Below are 16,742 nucleotides of genomic sequence, written 5' to 3'. Positions count from 1 at the left end.
ATAACGGAGCCGAATTGTGAGTAAACGCATTCTGGTTACCGGTGCCGCCGGTTTCATCGGCTCGCATGCCAGCCAGCGCCTGCTGGCGCGCGGCGACACCGTAGTCGGCCTCGATAATCTCAACGACTATTACAGCGTACAGCTGAAAGAAGATCGGTTGGCGCGCTTGCGCCAGCACAAGGGCTTCGAGTTCGTCAAACTCGATCTGGCCGATCGGGCCGGCATGGAGGTGCTGTTTCAGCGTGAGAAATTCGATGCCGTGATTCATCTCGCGGCGCAAGCCGGCGTGCGCTACTCCATCACCAATCCGCATGTCTACGTCGACAGCAATGTCACCGGCTTTTTGCACATCCTCGAAGGTTGCCGGCACAGCAAGGTCGGTCATCTGGTGTTTGCCTCGACCAGCTCGGTGTACGGTGCTAACGAACTGCAACCGTTCAGCGAACACCACGGCGTCGATCACCCGATGACGCTGTACGCGGCCACCAAAAAAGCCAATGAGCTGATGGCCCACAGCTACGCCCATCTGTACGGCATGGCGGTCACGGGGCTGCGCTTCTTTACCGTCTACGGCCCCTGGGGCCGGCCGGACATGGCGCTGTTCCTGTTCACCAAAGGCATTCTGGAAGGCACGCCGATTAACGTATTCAACCACGGCAAGATGATCCGCGATTTCACCTATGTTGAAGACATTGTCAGCGGCGTCATCGGTGCGATGGATCGGCCTGCCCAGCCCAATCCGGATTGGAATGCGCTGAAGCCCGATCCGGCCACCAGCTACGCCAATTACCGAATCTTCAACATCGGCAACAACCAGCCGGTGCAGCTAATGGAATTCATCGAGGCCATCGAAGAAGCGGTCGGCAAAAAAGCGATCAAGAACTTCCTGCCGATGCAGGACGGCGACGTGCCGTCGACCTGCGCCGATGTCAGCGAGCTGGAAAGCTGGACCGGGTTTCGACCGAACACGCCGGTGCAAACTGGCGTACGTAACTTCGTCGACTGGTATCGGGCGTATTACAAGGTTTGAAGTGAAGGCAAAAGGCTCAACATTCGAGCAACAGCAAAGGCCCCAAACGGGGCCTTTACTTTTGTTGTTGGGGCAATAGCCGCGGCTGATTTTGAAGATTCAGGGCGCAGGGGTTCTGACCCATTCGAGTCCCGGCCGCAATTTCGTTTCGATTGCTTTTGAACGGTTCAAACCCGCACCACATTGCATCGCCATTCTTTTGTGACATTTTTATGACAGCTTGGGTTTAGCCGACCGACGGTTTGATCCTCAGGTATGGCCATCCAAACCACGGTTTTTCAAAGCAAAAATGACTTTTTTTGTCGGCTGAGCTGGGCATTTGTCACAGTTTCGGGTAAAACGGCGCCCGTTCGTCATCCAACCGTCATGGGGCTGTCATGTTCGGAAATTTCATGCCGCGCGAAGGCAAGTTCTTCGACTACTTCAACAAGCATGCGGGTTTGCTTATCGAGGGGGCTGCCGAACTGCGGGCCCTGCTGGCACACCCGGACAATGGTCTGGAAGGCCGGGTGCGCAAGGTCGAGGCGGTCGAACGCCGGGCCGATGAAGTGACCCACGAAACCATCAACCTGCTGCACCACACTTTTATCACTCCGCTGGACCGTGACCACATCCACCAGCTGATCACCGGTCTCGACACCATCCTTGATTTGATGGAAGACGTCGCCCAGTCGATTCATCTGTATGATGTGCATGAACTGACACCTGAGTGCCAGAAGCTCGGTGAGCAGATTGAGCAAGGCGTCAACAAGGTTCAGGAAGCGGTCAAGTTGCTGCCGAACATGGACAACGCACTGACCATCCTGAAGCTGTGCCAAGACATCGACCGCATTGAAGGCGAAGCCGACCACGTGATGCGTTCCGGCATGGCCAAACTGTTCCGGGAAGAGACCGATACCAAGCAGCTGATCAAGCTGAAAGCGGTATACGAGTTGCTCGAAACCACCACCGATCGCTGTGCCGACGTCGCCAATGTGATCGAAGGCATCGTGCTCGAAAACGCTTAACGAACCGGGACCCCCATCATGAGCTTCGAGGTCCTGCTGTTCCTGATCGTGTTGGCGCTGCTGTTCGATTTCATGAACGGTTTTCATGACGCCGCCAACTCGATTGCGACCGTTGTATCGACTGGCGTGTTGCGGCCGCATTATGCGGTCGCGTTCGCGGCTTTCTTCAACTTTGTTGCCTACGTGATTTTCCCGCTGAAAGTTGCGGCGACCATCGGCAAGGGCACCATCGATCCGGAGATCGTCGATCACTATGTGATCTTCGGTGCACTGATCGGTGCGATCACCTGGAACCTGATTACCTGGTATTACGGCATCCCGTCGTCGTCTTCGCATGCCTTGATCGGCGGCCTGGTCGGTGCGGCGGTCGCCAAGGCCGGTACCGGTTCGCTGATTTCGTCGGGCCTGATCAAGACCGTGACGTTTATCGTGCTGTCGCCGATGCTTGGCATGTTGCTCGGCAGTCTGCTGATGCTGGCGGTGTCGTGGATCTTTTTCCGCAGCTCGCAGCGCCGGGTCGATCGCTGGTTCCGACGCCTGCAGCTGGTTTCGGCGGCGCTGTACAGCTTGGGTCATGGTGGTAACGACGCCCAGAAAACTGCCGGTATTATCTGGATGTTGCTGATGGCCGCGACACTGTCATCGCCGGATGTTGTGCCGCACTGGCTGCAGGCCACGCCAGATCACATTCCGCCGTGGGTGGTGATCGCCTGTTACATCACCATCGGCCTAGGCACCATGTTCGGCGGCTGGCGCATCGTCAAAACCATGGGCCAGAAAATTACTCCGCTGAAGCCGGTGGGTGGTTTCTGTGCCGAAACCGGTGGCGCGATCACGTTGTTCCTGGCCTCGTCGTTCGGTATTCCGGTGTCGACCACGCACACCATTACCGGTGCGATTGTCGGTGTTGGTTCCAGTCAGGGCGTCAACGCCGTGCGTTGGGGCGTGGCCGGCAATATCGTCTGGGCCTGGCTGTTGACCATTCCGGCATCGGCGTTTGTTGCCGCGATTGCCTGGTATGTTGGCCAGCAGTTGTTCTGATCGTTGACGCGACCGTCTCGCAAAACAAAAACGCCGGCAATCGCCGGCGTTTTTGTTTGGTCTTCTTTATTTTACCGAAAAACGTTTGCCGCTCAGCGCTGCGGTGTCTTGCCTTGCAGGAAATAAGCAAAGGCAATGACCCGGGCTATCGCGACATACAGTTTGCGCGGGATCTCCTGATTCAATCGCAATTGCTGCAGCGCCTGCGCCAGCACCGGATCTTCGTGCAGGTAGACGCCATGTTGCTGGGCCAAGGCGATGATTTGTTCCGCCAGATCGCCACGGCCTTTGGCGATCAGGCGCGGTGCGCTGTCGCCATCATATTTCAGCGCGGCCGCCGTTCGGGCGCTGCCGGCATCGCTAGCGCCCGGTTCATTCGCTGCGGTTTCAGGCCCGGACATGAAAACCCTGCGCGGCCGGCAATTGCAGCGCCGGCAATTGCTCAACCCGATGACTTTGCACGGCATTGAGATGTATGGCATCGGCTGCCAGCGTCGCCGCCAGCGTATCCAGATGGTGATTGAACAGCTCCACCGTTGCGGCTTGCTCGCTGTAGAAATGCAGCTGCAAATCATCGGCCTGCAAATCCAGCAAAAATTGGCACACGCCCAGACCGGGCAAATCGAAACGCAGGCGCACGACATGATGGATGGCTCGTGCGGGTGCGTCGCGCTCGGCCTGGCTGGCGTCTTCCCGCACACTCAGTTCAAACGGATCCAGTCGCTCGCCCTGACGCAGCAGCAATTCGCCGTACAGCGGCTGCGCGCGCGGGTCAGCTTGAACATTGCTCAGCCAATGTTGCTGGCTGCGGCCGAGCAGACTGGCCAGTTGCTCGATTACATCGTCCGGCAGTGGTGGCAGCACGCCGGGCAGCGGGTTGCTGTCATCGGTTTCGGCGCCGGTTTTCACAGTGGCCGTGATCACAGTCGCTGTATTACTTGACGATGAAGCTGGTGCCGGTGGTGTGCTGACTGACGCTGACGTTGCTGGCAGGCTGATCAGCAGGCGCAGGACGGTGCCGAGCCAGTCGTTGGCGGATGTCGTTCCGTTACCGGCGCCAGCAAAGGCGCCGGCAAGGCTGCCGGGGTTGGTTTGGCGGTTTGTCGCGGGTTCCGCAAATAGCGCTTGGCGCAGCAGATGCTCCAGCGATTCCGGTTCGCCGGCCTGTTGTGGGTTCGGCCAGCTGGCAAGCAGTGAACTGGCCAGCTTCGGCCAGTCGGCGCTGGTCGGTACCGGCAGCGATTGCGGCAGCGGCGAGGTGGGCAGTGCGTCATCAGCCAGCATGGTTGGCGGCAAGCGGGCCAGCCATTCGGTCAAGCGCTGCGGCAGCGGTGCCAGTTTTGCCGGATCGATTTGACTCGCGGCCGGTTGCAACAGGGCTTTCAATTGCGCCGCCAGATTGGCGATCGGATCGCCAGCAAGCTGCGGCATTGGCGCGGGAGAAATCGGATTCGGCGGCGTGCCCGGAACTGTTGTGGCGGTGCTGGTTGTGGCATTGCTGGTTGTGACGGCGCCCGCCGCAAGCGTTTCAACGAGCGCGCCGGCTGCCGCCGTCAAGCTGCCGGCGGTGGTCGGTGTCGGTGCCGGTGCCGGTCGCAGCTGCAGTTGCAGCGGTGTCAGGGTCAACACCTGCAGCTGCAGCGCCGTGCCGGGTTTGAAACCGGCGTCGGCCGGCACCGGCAGCCCGACCACGCCTTTGCCGGTATCAAGCATCAGCAGCGCGCCGTCTCGGCGATTGACCACCACGTCCATGATCGCGCCGGCTTGCCAGCTTTTCAGCTGGCCGGAATCGGCCAATTGCCGCGGCGCCCGCACGTCCGAGACCGTGATGGCCGGACTGGGCATGATGGGCAAGGTCGGTTTTACCATCGCGGGCTTACCTGATTGACGTGGTGCCTGATTGGCCTAGCGCCGGATTAGTGGGCTGCTTGCTTACCCAACTCGCTGGCTGCGCGGTCGGGTGGACATTTAGTCGCCAGTTATGATCACGGTATCGGCCAAAATTCTCCGGCCTTGACTTGATCCAGATCCGGGCTGCGCCGGACCCGGCCTATATCATGACGTTGGCTGGTATTATAGGCGCCTCGCGTTCCCGGTCGTTTTTCGGAGTCAGACGTTTGTCAGCACCCGTCCCACCTCAGTCGGATCGTCCGGGCGCCGTTTCGCCGCGCGCCGGCCTTGTCAAAATCGGCATTGTCACCGTCTCCGATCGCGCCAGTCGCGGTGAATACGAAGACAAGGGCGGTCCGGCCATCCTCGCCGAATTGCAACGCATGCTGAGCACGCCGTTCGAACCGCTGGCGCGCGTCATTCCCGATGAGCAAACCCTGATCGAAGTCACGTTGCGCGATTTGCGTGATGCCGGCTGTTGCCTGATCGTCACGACCGGCGGCACTGGCCCGGCGCCGCGCGATGTGACGCCGGAAGCGACCGCAGCGGTGTGCGAGCGCATTCTCGACGGGTTTGGTGAACAGATGCGGGCGGTCAGTTTGAAAGTGGTGCCGACCGCGATTCTGTCGCGCCAAATTGCCGGAACCTCCGGCCAAACCCTGATCATCAATCTGCCGGGCAAACCCAGCGCGATCCGCGATTGCCTCGAAGCGGTGATGCCGGCCATTCCGTATTGCATTGATCTGATCGGCGGCCCGTATCTGGAAACGCAGGCGGCAGTCATCCAAGCTTTCCGGCCGAAATCTTCATGACGGATCCGGTGATGGGGCAAACTGCTGCGGCCGCAACAGACGATGCTGCCGAGCCGCGTCTGGCGGTTCGTGATTTATCCGTGCAGCGCGGCGATCGGGTGCTGATCACTGCGCTCAATTTTGCACTGGCAGCGGGCGAGGGCGTGCACCTGCTCGGTGCCAACGGCGCCGGCAAAACCAGCTTGCTGCGAGTACTGGCCGGCATCGCGCCGGCGCTGACCGGCGACTTTCACATTGCGGCGGATTGCCGGGTGATTTATCTCGGTCATGCGCTGGGCCTGAAGCCGGAACTGACCGTAGAAGAAAATCTCGCGTTTTTGTTGCAGCTGTCCGGTCAGGCGGCGCGCCGCTCGTATGCCGATGCCTTGCAAGCGGTTGGCTTGGCGCGATATTTCGATGCCCGGGTTGGCAGTTTGTCGGCCGGACAGAAGCGTCGGGTGGGACTGGCTCGCCTGCTGATTGAACCGGCCGGTTTGTGGTTGCTCGATGAACCGTTTGCCGCGCTCGACGTCAAAGCCGCGGCCTGGCTTTGTCAGCAAATCGACGCCTTTGTCGACCAAGGCGGCACGGTGCTGCTGACCAGCCATCAACCGGTGGCAACGGCCAAACCGCTGCGCGAGCTGGTACTCGGAGCACGGCCATGCTGATGATCCTGCTGCGCCGTGAATTGAAGTTGGCGCTGCGGCGACCGGCTGAGCTCGCCAACCCGCTGGTATTTTTCCTGTTGGTGGTGTCGCTGTTTCCGTTTGCGGTGTCGCCGGAGCCCGCCGATCTGGCCAAAATTGCCCCCGGTGTGCTGTGGGTCGCGGCGCTGTTTGCCAACATGCTGACGCTGGAATTGTTTTACCGCGGCGATTTTGAAGACGGCAGTCTCGAACAACTGTTGCTGGTCAGCCGCTCGCCGGCCTTGATCGCCTTGGCGAAAGCGCTGGCGCAGTGGTTGTTGTGTGCCGTACCGCTGCTCGTGCTGACACCGGTGCTGGCAACCACCTTGGCCTTGCCGGTCGCGGCCTGGCCGGCACTGCTGGCCAGTTTGCTGCTCGGCACGCCGGTATTTTGTCTGATCGGCAGCGTTGGCATGAGTCTGACGGTCGGTTTGCGCCGTGGCGCGGTGCTGCTGGCGCTGCTGGTGTTGCCGTTGCTGATTCCGGTTTTGATTTTTGGTGCCAGCGCCGTCACAGCGGCCGCGCAAGGCCTGCCGTACAATGGCCAGCTGGCCTTGTTGGGTGCCTTGCTGTTGTTTGCACTGGGGCTGGCGCCATTGGCAGCCGGTGCGGCGCTGAAAGTATCGATTAGCAGTTAGGACAAACAGCGTTGAAACGAGCCCCGTATTTGGGACTCAGCGCTTGTAAGTCAATGAAATAGAGAATTAAGCCTCAATGATCGAGCGCATGACACACGAACAGTACGTAATGTGCGTTCGCCGGCAAGCCGCCGAGATCGCTGCAGGCATCATTGCTGGTGAGGTGCCTGTCTTGGAGGGCTGTCATTCCCTTGCGTCACTTCGCTGGGAGGTTGAGATTGATAGCTGTGATCCAGACTTTTTGATTTTCACTGCGATTTCGTCGGAGATCGATGCTCTGCCAATTGGGTCTGTTCGGGCATACTGGGCTCCTGAAGCATTGGCGAGACTGGAGCCGGAGATACAATCTGCAATTGCATGGGCAACACCGCAAGCTCTGCCTGCGTGCGCGTCCGTGGTGCAGCGGTTTGGTATTTAAACATTTATTCGAGTCGAAGCCGCTTCGGAGCTCGGATTAATTCATGCGCTAATGAGAAAAAGCATGGCCACTTGGACCTGGTTTCACAAATGGGCATCGCCCAAATGGTTTTACGACATCAGCGGCCGCTGGTTGCCATGGCTGTTCGGCATTTCGGCGCTGTTGTTCAGCTACGGTCTGGTGCAAGGTTTGTATTTGTCGCCGCCGGATTATCAGCAAGGCAATTCGGTGCGGATCATGTACCTGCATGTGCCAGCCGCGTTCCTGTCGATGTTTGGCTATGTCTTGATGGCAACTGCCGCTGCGGTTGGCTACATCTGGAAAATCAAATTCGCCCACGCCGTTGCCGCTGCGGCCGCGCCGATTGGCGCCTGCTTTACCTTTTTGGCGTTGTTTACCGGCGCCGTCTGGGGCAAACCGACCTGGAACACCTGGTGGGTGTGGGATGCCCGGATTACTTCCGAACTGATTCTGCTGTTTTTGTATTTTGGCTTCATCGCGCTGCGGCATGCCTTTGATGACATTCAGACTGGTGATCGCGCCGCCGGCGTGCTGGCCATGGTTGGTGTGATCAATGTGCCGGTCATTCACTTCTCGGTGGACTGGTGGTACACGCTGCATCAGGGTGCGACCATCTCGCGCTTCAGCAAGCCGACGATTGATGCCCAGATGCTGGCGGCCCTGCTGGTGATGATTGCTGCCAGTTTCGTGTTTTTCTTTGCCTTGCTGTTTCGCCGGGCCCGCAATGAAGTGCTGTGGCGTGAGCGGCAGGCCAGCTGGGTGCGGGAGTTGGTCAAATGAATTCCGAACCGCTGCGCTCAGGCTTTAGCTCATTCGCCGATTTTCTGGCGATGGGTGGCCACGGTTTTTATGTCTGGCTGGCCTACGGTGTCGGCTTGCTGATTTTTCTTTTCTTGTTGCTGGAGCCGGTGGTGCGTCGGCGCCAACTGCGCACACGGCTGCAGGCGTTTTATCGCCGCGAGCAGCTGGATGCACAATCGGATGAGCGGGGAATGTCTTGATGTCTAAGCCAATGTCGAAACCGATGATGAAACCGGAACGCAAGCGGCGCTTGCTGTTGGTGCTGGGCAGTGTGTTTGCGGTCGCGGCCGGATTGGCGTTGGTGCTGTATGCGATGCGACAAAACATCAATTTTTTCTATACGCCAACCCAAATCGTCAAGGGTGAGGCGCTGCAACAAGCCGGTCTTGAGCGCACCATCAATATCGGTGGCCTGGTGGTCAAGGGCAGCGTCAAACGCGATCCGAGTTCGCTGAAAGTGCAATTCAAATTGTCCGACACCGAAAGCGAAGTCACGGTGTTCTACGAAGGCATCCTGCCGGATTTGTTCCGCGAAGGGCAGGGCATCATCGGGGTTGGCAAACTCAACGCCGACAGCACGGTGCAAGCCAGCCAGATTCTGGCCAAGCACGACGAAAATTACATGTCACCGGAAGTCGCCTCGGCGATCAAGGATGCCGAAGCCCGCGCGAAAGCCAAGCTCCAGCAGGAACGCGCCGCGGGTGCCGCAGCGTATGAGTCGCAACCGGACGCGTTGCCACCGGTTGAGCCGACAACCGGCTCTGCAATTGATTCAAGAACTGATCCCACAGCTGATCCCACAACGACAGGAACCACGCCATGATCCCCGAGCTTGGTCATTTTGCGCTGATACTGGCGCTGCTGGTGGCGCTGGTGCAGGCGGTGGTGCCGATGGTTGGCAGCTACCGTGGTGATGTCGGCTGGATGCAAGTGGCGAAGCCGGCAGCAACGGTGCAGTTCCTGTTACTGGTGCTGAGCTTTTCCTGTCTGGCGTATGCGTTTGCCAGCAATGATTTTACCGTGCATTACGTCGCCAGCAACTCCAACTCGCAATTGCCGATTTACTATCGGTTGTCAGCGGTGTGGGGTGCGCACGAAGGCTCCTTGCTACTGTGGGCGCTGGTGCTGTCCGGCTGGACTTATGCTGTTGCCCGTCGCAGCGCGCAGCTGCCGATCGTGCTGAGCGCACGCGTGCTGTCGATCATGGGCATCGTCGCGGTGGGTTTTCTGAGCTTCATGATTTTTACCTCCAATCCGTTTGTTCGTACCTTGCCGATGTTTCCGGTTGAAGGTCGCGATCTGAATCCGCTGCTGCAGGATTTTGGTTTGATCGTGCATCCGCCAATGTTGTACATGGGCTATGTCGGGTTTTCGGTTGCATTTGCTTTTGCCATAGCCGCCTTGCTCGGTGGCAAACTCGATAGCGCCTGGGCACGCTGGTCGCGGCCGTGGACAACGGCGGCGTGGATTTTCCTGACGGCGGGAATCACGCTCGGTTCCTGGTGGGCGTATTACGAACTTGGTTGGGGCGGCTGGTGGTTCTGGGATCCGGTCGAGAACGCGTCGTTCATGCCGTGGTTGGCCGGAACGGCGCTGATTCATTCGTTGGCGGTCACCGAAAAGCGCGACGGCTTCAAAGCCTGGACGGTGCTGCTGGCGATTTTTGCGTTCTCGCTCAGCTTGCTCGGTACCTTCCTGGTCCGCTCCGGTGTGCTGACCTCGGTGCACGCGTTTGCCTCTGATCCGGAGCGCGGACTGTTTATTCTGGCCTTTCTTGCCGTTGTGATTGGTGGCTCGTTGCTGCTGTTTGCACTGCGGGCAACTGATATTCGCAGCGCCACCGATTACCAGTGGCTGTCGCGGGAAGTGGCGCTGCTGGGCAATAACATTCTGCTGTCGGTTATCGCGCTGATGGTGTTGATCGGCACTTTGCAACCATTGATTGTTGATGCACTAAATCTCGGCAAGATCTCGGTTGGCCCGCCGTATTTCAATTTCATGTTCTGCCTGTTTGCGGTGCCGCTGCTGGTGCTGATCGGCGTGGGTCCGCAGCTGCGCTGGCGCAGTGATGACGGTCGCGCGCTGCTGCGCACGCTGTTGCCGTGGTTGTTGGCATCGCTGGCTTTGGCTTTTGTGCTGAGCCAGTTGCTGGCGGCATTCTCGCTGTCGGCGCTTGCTGCCATCGCGCTCGCGCTGTGGGTGCTCTCGTCGTTGCTGCGCGATTTGTGGCAACGGCTGCGCAACCGGCAGGCCAAATTGGCCAGTATCGGCCAACAACCGCGAGCCTGGTGGGGCATGGTGCTGGCACACGCCGGTATGGCGGTGGTCACCATCGGGGTCACACTGAGCACGGTTTACAGCGTCGAGCGGGACATTCGATTGGCCCCGGGCGATCACGTCGAAGTCGGGCCGTATCAGTTCCATTTTATGCGCCTGCGTGATCTGGACGGTCCCAACTACCATTCAACCCGGGCGCTGTTTGAAGTGCGTCAGGACAATGAAGTTGTTGCGCGGTTACGGCCGGAGAAGCGCGTTTATGCCGCGTCGCGCCAGAGCATGACCGAGGCGGCGATTGATCCGGGCCTGACTCGCGATCTGTATGTTGCGATGGGCGAGCCGCTGGAAGGCAATGCCTGGGCGATTCGGGTGTATTACAAACCGTTTGTCCGCTGGATTTGGCTGGGCGGTGTGTTGATGGCCATGGGCGGCGTTCTGGCGGCAACTGATCGGCGTTACCGGGTTGCGGTCGCACAGCGCAAAGCCGTTGTCGCCGCTGACGGAGCGCAGGCATGAGCGAATCGCAATCGTCCCAAACGGCTGCACCGGCCTCAGACGCCAATAAGAAATCCGCCGCCATTCCGCTGCGCTTTCTGGCGCCGCTGCTGATTTTTGTCGCGCTGTTGGTGCTGTTCTTTTTTGGTCTCGGTAAAGATCCCACCGAGTTGCCGTCGGCACTGCAGGGCAAAACCATGCCGGCTTTCCAACTGCCGGTGCTCGGTGAGGAAACGCGGCTGGTCACCGATGCGGATCTGAAAGGCAAACCGTATCTGCTGAATGTCTGGGCGACCTGGTGTCCGACTTGCTACGTCGAGCATCCGTATCTGCTCGCGCTGGCACAGCAAGGGCGCATTCGCCTGATCGGTATGAATTACAAGGATGAGCGTGACAAGGCGCTGCAATATTTGGCACGCATGGGCAATCCCTACGAAACCGTGATTTCCGATGCCGATGGCCGGCTGGCGATTGATCTGGGCGTGTACGGCGCACCGGAAACGTTTCTGGTATCCGCCGACGGCGTGATTTTGTATCGCCGCGCTGGCGATGTGAATGAGCGTATCTGGCAGGACGAGATTGTGCCGCTGCTGGCGCAAGCGGGTGTGACGGCTGTGTCGCCAGCGGAGGGACAACCATGATGATGCACGCGAAACGCCTGCAATCAGTTTTGGCGCTGTGCTTGCTGCTATTGGTTGGCAAGGTGTGGGCCGAGATTGATGCCTATCCGTTTGATGATCTGGCGCAGGAAAAGCGCTTCCACACCTTGGTGCAGGAATTCCGCTGCCCGAAATGCCAAAACCAGAATCTGGCGGACTCGAATGCGCCGCTGGCCAAAGATCTGCGCGACATCATTTACGCCAAAGTGAAAGCCAATGAGAGCGATCAAGCCATCGCCAGCTTTTTGCAGGAGCGTTACGGTGATTTCGTGCTGTACCGGCCGCCGGTCAAAGCCAGCACGATGTTGCTGTGGTTTGGCCCGGCGCTGGTGTTGCTGATCGCCATTGCCAGCGCTTGGCGCTGGTTGCGGCGGCGTCCGGCGCCGAGCAATTCGCCATTAACCGAACAAGAACAAGCCCGGCTCAAAGCCCTGCTCGAAGGTGGTAAACCGTCATGACCGCGACGATGTTTGTGTTGCTGATCGCCGGGCTGCTGGCGCTGGTGTTGTTGCTGGTATTACGGCCGCTGTGGCGGCAGGCGCTGCCCGATGCCGACCGGCTGGAGCTGAACAAAACGCTGTATCGGGAACGGGCCGCAGAGATTGAACTGCTGTTCGCCAGCGGCAGTATCGACAGCGCGGAAAAAATGCGTCGCGAGACGGAAAATGCCCGGCGCCTGCTGGCCGACGCCGAAACATCCGATGGCGGTTTGCGGGCCGCGATGGGCCGCACACCGTTGGCGCTGGTGCTGATCGTGGCGCTGCCGGCTGTGGCCGCGCTGCTGTATTTGCAGCTCGGCAGCTATGCCAAGGTCCGGGCTTGGCAACAGTTGGAAACGCAGGACGTCGGCGCCGGCAATCGCGACATGAACGACATGTTGCTGCTGCTGCGCAGCCGCCTGCATGACGATCCGGAAGATGTGGAAGGCTGGTATCTGCTTGGCCGCTCCTATCTCAGCATGCAGCGGGGCCAGGAGGCCTTGCAGGCTTTTGATCAGGCTCGCCGGCAGGCGCCAAATGAACCCGATTATCTGGTGGCCTACGCCCAGACCTTGCGGCTGGTTGAGCAGGACTCGGCCTTGCCGGAAGTGGACCGCCTGCTGACCCAGGCGCTGCAGCTTGATCCGATGCACGAAGGCGCCCGCCTGTTGAATGCCTACCGCGACATGGAGCGTGGCCGCTACGAGCAGGCGATTGCGACGTTCGAGGCGTTGAAGCGCAGCCGGGCCAATGACAGCGAATCGGCCACCATGCTCGACAAGGTCATTGCCGATGCCAAAGCCGCCAGCGCGGCGGCCGGGCAAGCGCCGTTCGCCAACATGGCGGTTAGCGCTCCGGTTGCTGCGCCAGTCGGTTCCCCGGCCGGTACCCAAGCTGCGGCAGCAAACCCGCCCAGCACGGCGGCAAATAAACCGGGTGCAGTCCAGCAAATGACGGTGCAGGTCAGCCTCGCGCCGGCTTTGGTGGGCCGGCCGCTGGCTGAAAAGGCGCGGGTGTTTGTCTTTGCCCGTAGCGAAAATGGCCCTGGACTGCCGGTAGCGGTCGCGGTATTGCCGGCCAGTCAGTTGCCTGCCACGGTGACCCTGTCGGATGCCAATGCCATGAATCCGGCGGTCAAATTGTCGGATCAGCAGCGGGTCAAGCTGGTGGCGCGGGTGTCGATGGCTGGTAGCGTCGAGCCGGTTGCCGGCGATCTGCAAGGCCAGCTGGCAGCGTTTGACTGGCGCCAGCAGCCGCAGCAGAAGCTGATCATCGATTCGGTGCTGTAGTCTGCAGCAGCGGCCGCTTGGTTTTGCCAAGTCCCGGGTCTTCCAAACCCCGGATCTTCCAAGGTCCGGGTCTTCCATGGCCCGAATCGGGTCAGAATCCGGATTTGTAAAAAATCCCAAATGCTGTCGTAACAACCGCACATGGGCCATTCTCTAACGGCCCGTGCGGCAGCTTGAGACCAGCTTCGGTTGTTCTGGTCAGACAGGAAAGCCGTGACGTTCAAACGATCACTTTTCAGGAGATGCAACAATGACCAGCAAGACTCGCAAACTGTCCGCTCTGATTACCGCTTCGATGGTGGCCTCGATGGCTGCTGCCAGCACCGCTAGTGCCGACACCACCCTGTTCGGTTTCAAGGATCTTTCTTCTGGTTACAACCTGGCATTTTTCGACGGCGATGAAAAAGGCGCGGAAGGCAAGTGTGGCGAGCAGAAGAGCAAAGAAGGCACTTGCGGCGAGAAGGGCAAAGACGGCAAGTGCGGTGAAGGCAAATGCGGCGAGAAGATGAAAGCCAAAGATGGTAAGTGTGGCGAAGGCAAGTGCGGCGAAAAGATGAAGAGCAAGGATGGCAAATGCGGTGAAGGCAAGTGTGGCGAAAACAAAGCCAAATCTGCCGAAGGCAAATGCGGCGAGAAAGCCAAAGAAGGCACTTGCGGCGAAATGAAAAACGAGAAGAAAGAAGACAAGAAATAAGCGCGTTATTGCAATGAGCTCGACCATGGACCGCTTTGCCGTTCACGGAGCTGGCCTTGGCCTGCGGCGGGAGCTGTTGCTCCCGCTGCAGGAAACGCCGCTTGCCGAAGTAGGTTTCATGGAGGTGGCACCGGAGAACTGGCAGCGCATGGGCGGTGTGCTCGGCCGCCGGTTCCGGCATTTCACCGAACGCTATCCTTTTGTTTGTCACGGTCTGTCGCTGTCACTGGGCAGCCCGGCACCGATCGATGTGGCGTTTGTCCGGGAAGTGGGTGCGTTCATGCAGCAGCACCAAATCCGCGCCTACAGCGAACACCTGAGTTATTGCAGCGATCAAGGCCATCTTTACGACCTGCTGCCGATTCCGTTTACCGAAGAAGCTGTGCACTACGTCGCCGGCCGGATTCGTCAGGTGCAGGATATTCTCGGCCAACGTATCGCGATCGAAAATGTCTCGTACTATGCCGCACCGGCGCAGGAGATGTCCGAGCTGGAGTTTCTGACCGCGGTGCTGCGTGAGGCCGATTGTCAGCTGCTGCTTGATGTCAACAATATCTACGTCAACAGCGTCAATCATCGCTACGATCCCCTACAGTTTCTGGCCGCGCTACCGGGTGAACGAATTGCCTGGGTGCATATCGCAGGTCATTTCGATGAAGCGCCGGATCTGCTGGTCGATACCCATGGCAGCGATGTGAAGGCCGATGTCTGGTCACTGCTGGCCGCCGCGTATCGGCAGTTTGGCGTACTGCCGACCTTGCTCGAACGCGACTTCAATATTCCGCCACTGCCAGCGTTGCAGCTTGAGCTGCAACAGATCCAGTTGTTACAGCAGCAGTCGCTGCAGGATTCGTCCAATGAATGCCTCTACGCCGGAACGCCCGGTAACGCCAACAGCGGCGCAGGCAGCGCACACGCTGTCGCAGGCTGAGACGCTGCCGCGTTTTCAGCGCGCCCAGTATGCGTTTACCGCCCACGTTCGGGCGCCGGCCGAACACGCCCGTCCCGATGACGTCGAAGAGCGCCGGATGGCGATCTATCGCGAGCTCTTTTTCAACAACGTCGAAGGTTTTGTCAGCAACTGCTTTCCGGTCCTGCGTTCGCTGACTGACGATTCTGACTGGCGCGCACTGGTGCGCGATTTCTATGCCCGGCATGTTTCGCACAGTCCGTTGTTCAGCGAAATTCCGGCCGAGTTTCTCAGTTATCTGGAACAGGAAAAGCCGGCCGAGTTGGCTCCGACCTGGCCATTCCTGCTGGAACTGGCCCATTACGAATGGCTGGAACTGGTCGCCCAGATTGCCACTGACGAGTTGCCGGCCGCAGCGACAGAGCTGACGGTCAACGCCGATACGACGGTGGCGTTATCACCGTTGGCGTTCGTGCAGGCCTACCAGTTTCCCGTGCACCGCATCGGCCCGGATTGGCAACCGCTGCAGCCACCGACCGAACCCACGACCTTGGTCGTCTATCGCAATCGCGCTGACAAGGTGCAGTTTCTGGCGCTGAACGCCCTGAGTTATCAGCTGCTGAATGCGCTGGAGGAGGCGGGCTCGAGCGCTGCCGGCACACTGCTGGCAAGCTTGGCGAGCACCTTGCAGGTGCCGGCCGACAAGCTCGTTCCGGCGGGTCTGAATGCGTTACAAGACTTTATCCGGCGCGACATCGTGGTGACTCTGCCGTAGAATCTGGCCCGGTTTTGGCTGGCGTCTTCTGCCGCTGTTTTCCCAACCCTGATGGCTGACCCTGGATATGTACATGAAGAGTGGACGCATACAACGCGTGGCGCTGCGCCTGCTGGTGCTGGCAGCAAGTCTGTGGCTGGCCGGCTGTGCCAGCACGACCGGCAATCCGGTGGACCCCTACGAATCGTTCAACCGGTCGATGTACAGCTTCAACAAAACGCTGGATTCGGCCGTGCTGAAGCCGACCGCGAAAGCCTATGACAAAGTGGTCCCGAGTGTGATCGACGAGAGCATTGACAATGCGCTGTCGAACATCGGTGAGCTCGGCAATATCGGCAACGCCTTGCTGCAGGCAAAGTTCAAGAAAATGGCCATCAGCACCGGCCGCCTGCTGATCAACAGCACCTTTGGTCTGGCCGGCTTGTTTGATCCGGCAACGCCGCTCGGTCTCGCCAAGCAAGACGAAGATTTTGGTCAGACCTTGGCCCATTGGGGCGTTGGTGATGGCCCCTATCTGATGCTGCCCTTGCTCGGCCCGAGCACGGCGCGCGATATCGTTGGTCGGCCGGTCGATTCGCAAGTGGGTGTCAGCGAGCTGATTGAAGATGTGCCAACCCGCAATACCGTTTGGGGTCTCGATCTGATCAACACCCGGCAGGCGCTGTTTCCACTGGAAGGGCATCTGGAAGAAGCGCTCGATGAATACGCCTTTGTCCGGGATGCTTACCTGCAGCGGCGTCACTTCCTGATTTACGACGGCAATCCGCCGTTGCCGCCAGATACCGAAGATTGCGATCCCGGCGTAGACGACTGCTGAGGGTCTGCCCGATTCAGCGGTGCA

General features: G+C 59.5%; 18 protein-coding genes and 1 pseudogene. 17 read left to right on the top strand and 2 right to left on the bottom strand.

Annotated elements, in window-relative coordinates; translation table 11 throughout:
• Window positions 1–16 precede the first annotated feature (16 nt).
• The 3 genes from HPT27_RS14455 to HPT27_RS14445 all read left to right on the top strand — a co-directional run bounded on the left by HPT27_RS14455 (window position 17) and on the right by HPT27_RS14445 (window position 3,078).
• Window positions 17–1,030 carry an NAD-dependent epimerase gene (locus tag HPT27_RS14455; RefSeq protein ID WP_328820702.1) on the top strand — a complete coding sequence of 338 codons (1,014 nt, stop codon included), beginning with the start codon at window positions 17–19 and terminating at the stop codon, window positions 1,028–1,030.
• A 377-nt stretch (window positions 1,031–1,407) separates the two neighbouring features.
• On the top strand, window positions 1,408–2,037 hold the full coding sequence (locus tag HPT27_RS14450; RefSeq protein ID WP_172244669.1) for a DUF47 domain-containing protein: 630 nt from the start codon (window positions 1,408–1,410) through the stop codon (window positions 2,035–2,037).
• A gap of 18 nt (window positions 2,038–2,055) precedes the next feature.
• Entirely contained in the window at window positions 2,056–3,078 is a 1,023-nt protein-coding gene (locus HPT27_RS14445; RefSeq protein ID WP_172244667.1) for an inorganic phosphate transporter, read from the top strand.
• Window positions 3,079–3,170: 92 nt separating this feature from the next.
• Here HPT27_RS14445 and HPT27_RS14440 read toward each other — a convergent pair whose 3' ends face one another.
• Together HPT27_RS14440 and HPT27_RS14435 are read right to left on the bottom strand one after the other, a co-directional pair.
• Window positions 3,171–3,479 carry an EscU/YscU/HrcU family type III secretion system export apparatus switch protein gene (locus tag HPT27_RS14440; protein ID WP_172244665.1) on the bottom strand — a complete coding sequence of 103 codons (309 nt, stop codon included), beginning with the start codon at window positions 3,477–3,479 and terminating at the stop codon, window positions 3,171–3,173.
• Window positions 3,466–4,947 carry a flagellar hook-length control protein FliK gene (locus HPT27_RS14435; RefSeq protein ID WP_172244663.1) on the bottom strand — a complete coding sequence of 494 codons (1,482 nt, stop codon included), beginning with the start codon at window positions 4,945–4,947 and terminating at the stop codon, window positions 3,466–3,468. Before HPT27_RS14435 ends, HPT27_RS14440 begins: the two co-directional genes overlap by 14 nt.
• 248 nt (window positions 4,948–5,195) lie before the next feature.
• Here HPT27_RS14435 and mog point away from each other — a divergent pair, with 248 nt between their 5' ends.
• The 14 genes and pseudogenes from mog (at window position 5,196) to HPT27_RS14365 (ending at window position 16,718) form a co-directional block, all read left to right on the top strand.
• The gene (gene mog, locus HPT27_RS14430) at window positions 5,196–5,780 is read left to right on the top strand and encodes a molybdopterin adenylyltransferase (RefSeq protein ID WP_235950880.1); all 585 of its coding nucleotides are present in this window, start codon (window positions 5,196–5,198) and stop codon (window positions 5,778–5,780) included.
• Between the two features lie 11 nt (window positions 5,781–5,791).
• Window positions 5,792–6,427 (top strand): cytochrome c biogenesis heme-transporting ATPase CcmA, encoded by a 636-nt coding sequence (gene ccmA, locus HPT27_RS14425; protein WP_172244659.1) that lies wholly within the window; start codon window positions 5,792–5,794, stop codon window positions 6,425–6,427.
• Window positions 6,421–7,083 (top strand): heme exporter protein CcmB, encoded by a 663-nt coding sequence (ccmB, locus tag HPT27_RS14420; RefSeq protein WP_172244657.1) that lies wholly within the window; start codon window positions 6,421–6,423, stop codon window positions 7,081–7,083. The genes ccmA and ccmB overlap by 7 nt, the downstream gene beginning before the upstream one ends.
• Window positions 7,084–7,552: 469 nt before the next feature.
• A complete protein-coding gene (locus tag HPT27_RS14415) occupies window positions 7,553–8,302 on the top strand; it encodes a heme ABC transporter permease (protein ID WP_328820701.1) in 750 nt (249 codons plus the stop codon).
• On the top strand, window positions 8,299–8,523 hold the full coding sequence (gene ccmD / locus HPT27_RS14410) for a heme exporter protein CcmD (RefSeq protein WP_172244653.1): 225 nt from the start codon (window positions 8,299–8,301) through the stop codon (window positions 8,521–8,523). Before HPT27_RS14415 ends, ccmD begins: the two co-directional genes overlap by 4 nt.
• Before the next feature lie 26 nt (window positions 8,524–8,549).
• Window positions 8,550–9,014: pseudogene (gene ccmE / locus HPT27_RS14405) on the top strand (cytochrome c maturation protein CcmE); the annotation flags it as partial.
• 128 nt (window positions 9,015–9,142) lie between these two features.
• A complete protein-coding gene (locus tag HPT27_RS14400) occupies window positions 9,143–11,116 on the top strand; it encodes a heme lyase CcmF/NrfE family subunit (protein WP_172244651.1) in 1,974 nt (657 codons plus the stop codon).
• On the top strand, window positions 11,113–11,736 hold the full coding sequence (locus HPT27_RS14395) for a DsbE family thiol:disulfide interchange protein (RefSeq protein ID WP_172244649.1): 624 nt from the start codon (window positions 11,113–11,115) through the stop codon (window positions 11,734–11,736). Before HPT27_RS14400 ends, HPT27_RS14395 begins: the two co-directional genes overlap by 4 nt.
• Complete coding sequence (locus tag HPT27_RS14390) at window positions 11,733–12,212, top strand: cytochrome c-type biogenesis protein (protein WP_235950879.1); 480 nt, start codon at window positions 11,733–11,735, stop codon at window positions 12,210–12,212. The genes HPT27_RS14395 and HPT27_RS14390 overlap by 4 nt, the downstream gene beginning before the upstream one ends.
• Window positions 12,209–13,522, top strand: coding sequence for a c-type cytochrome biogenesis protein CcmI (ccmI, locus tag HPT27_RS14385; RefSeq protein WP_172244647.1), 1,314 nt, complete (start codon window positions 12,209–12,211; stop codon window positions 13,520–13,522). Before HPT27_RS14390 ends, ccmI begins: the two co-directional genes overlap by 4 nt.
• Window positions 13,523–13,772: 250 nt before the next feature.
• A complete protein-coding gene (locus tag HPT27_RS14380) occupies window positions 13,773–14,216 on the top strand; it encodes an HvfA family oxazolone/thioamide-modified RiPP metallophore (protein WP_172244645.1) in 444 nt (147 codons plus the stop codon).
• 13 nt (window positions 14,217–14,229) lie between these two features.
• On the top strand, window positions 14,230–15,147 hold the full coding sequence (locus tag HPT27_RS14375; protein ID WP_211197975.1) for an HvfB family MNIO-type RiPP peptide maturase: 918 nt from the start codon (window positions 14,230–14,232) through the stop codon (window positions 15,145–15,147).
• Complete coding sequence (locus HPT27_RS14370) at window positions 15,074–15,901, top strand: HvfC family RiPP maturation protein (protein WP_172244641.1); 828 nt, start codon at window positions 15,074–15,076, stop codon at window positions 15,899–15,901. Before HPT27_RS14375 ends, HPT27_RS14370 begins: the two co-directional genes overlap by 74 nt.
• Window positions 15,902–15,974: 73 nt before the next feature.
• On the top strand, window positions 15,975–16,718 hold the full coding sequence (locus tag HPT27_RS14365; protein WP_172244639.1) for an MlaA family lipoprotein: 744 nt from the start codon (window positions 15,975–15,977) through the stop codon (window positions 16,716–16,718).
• Window positions 16,719–16,742: the final 24 nt, after the last annotated feature.

Origin of the sequence: Permianibacter fluminis, from assembly GCF_013179735.1 — a bacterium.
GTDB classification, from domain to species: Bacteria; Pseudomonadota; Gammaproteobacteria; order Enterobacterales; family Permianibacteraceae; genus Permianibacter; species Permianibacter fluminis.
This window is presented reverse-complemented; position numbering and strand designations above follow the sequence as displayed.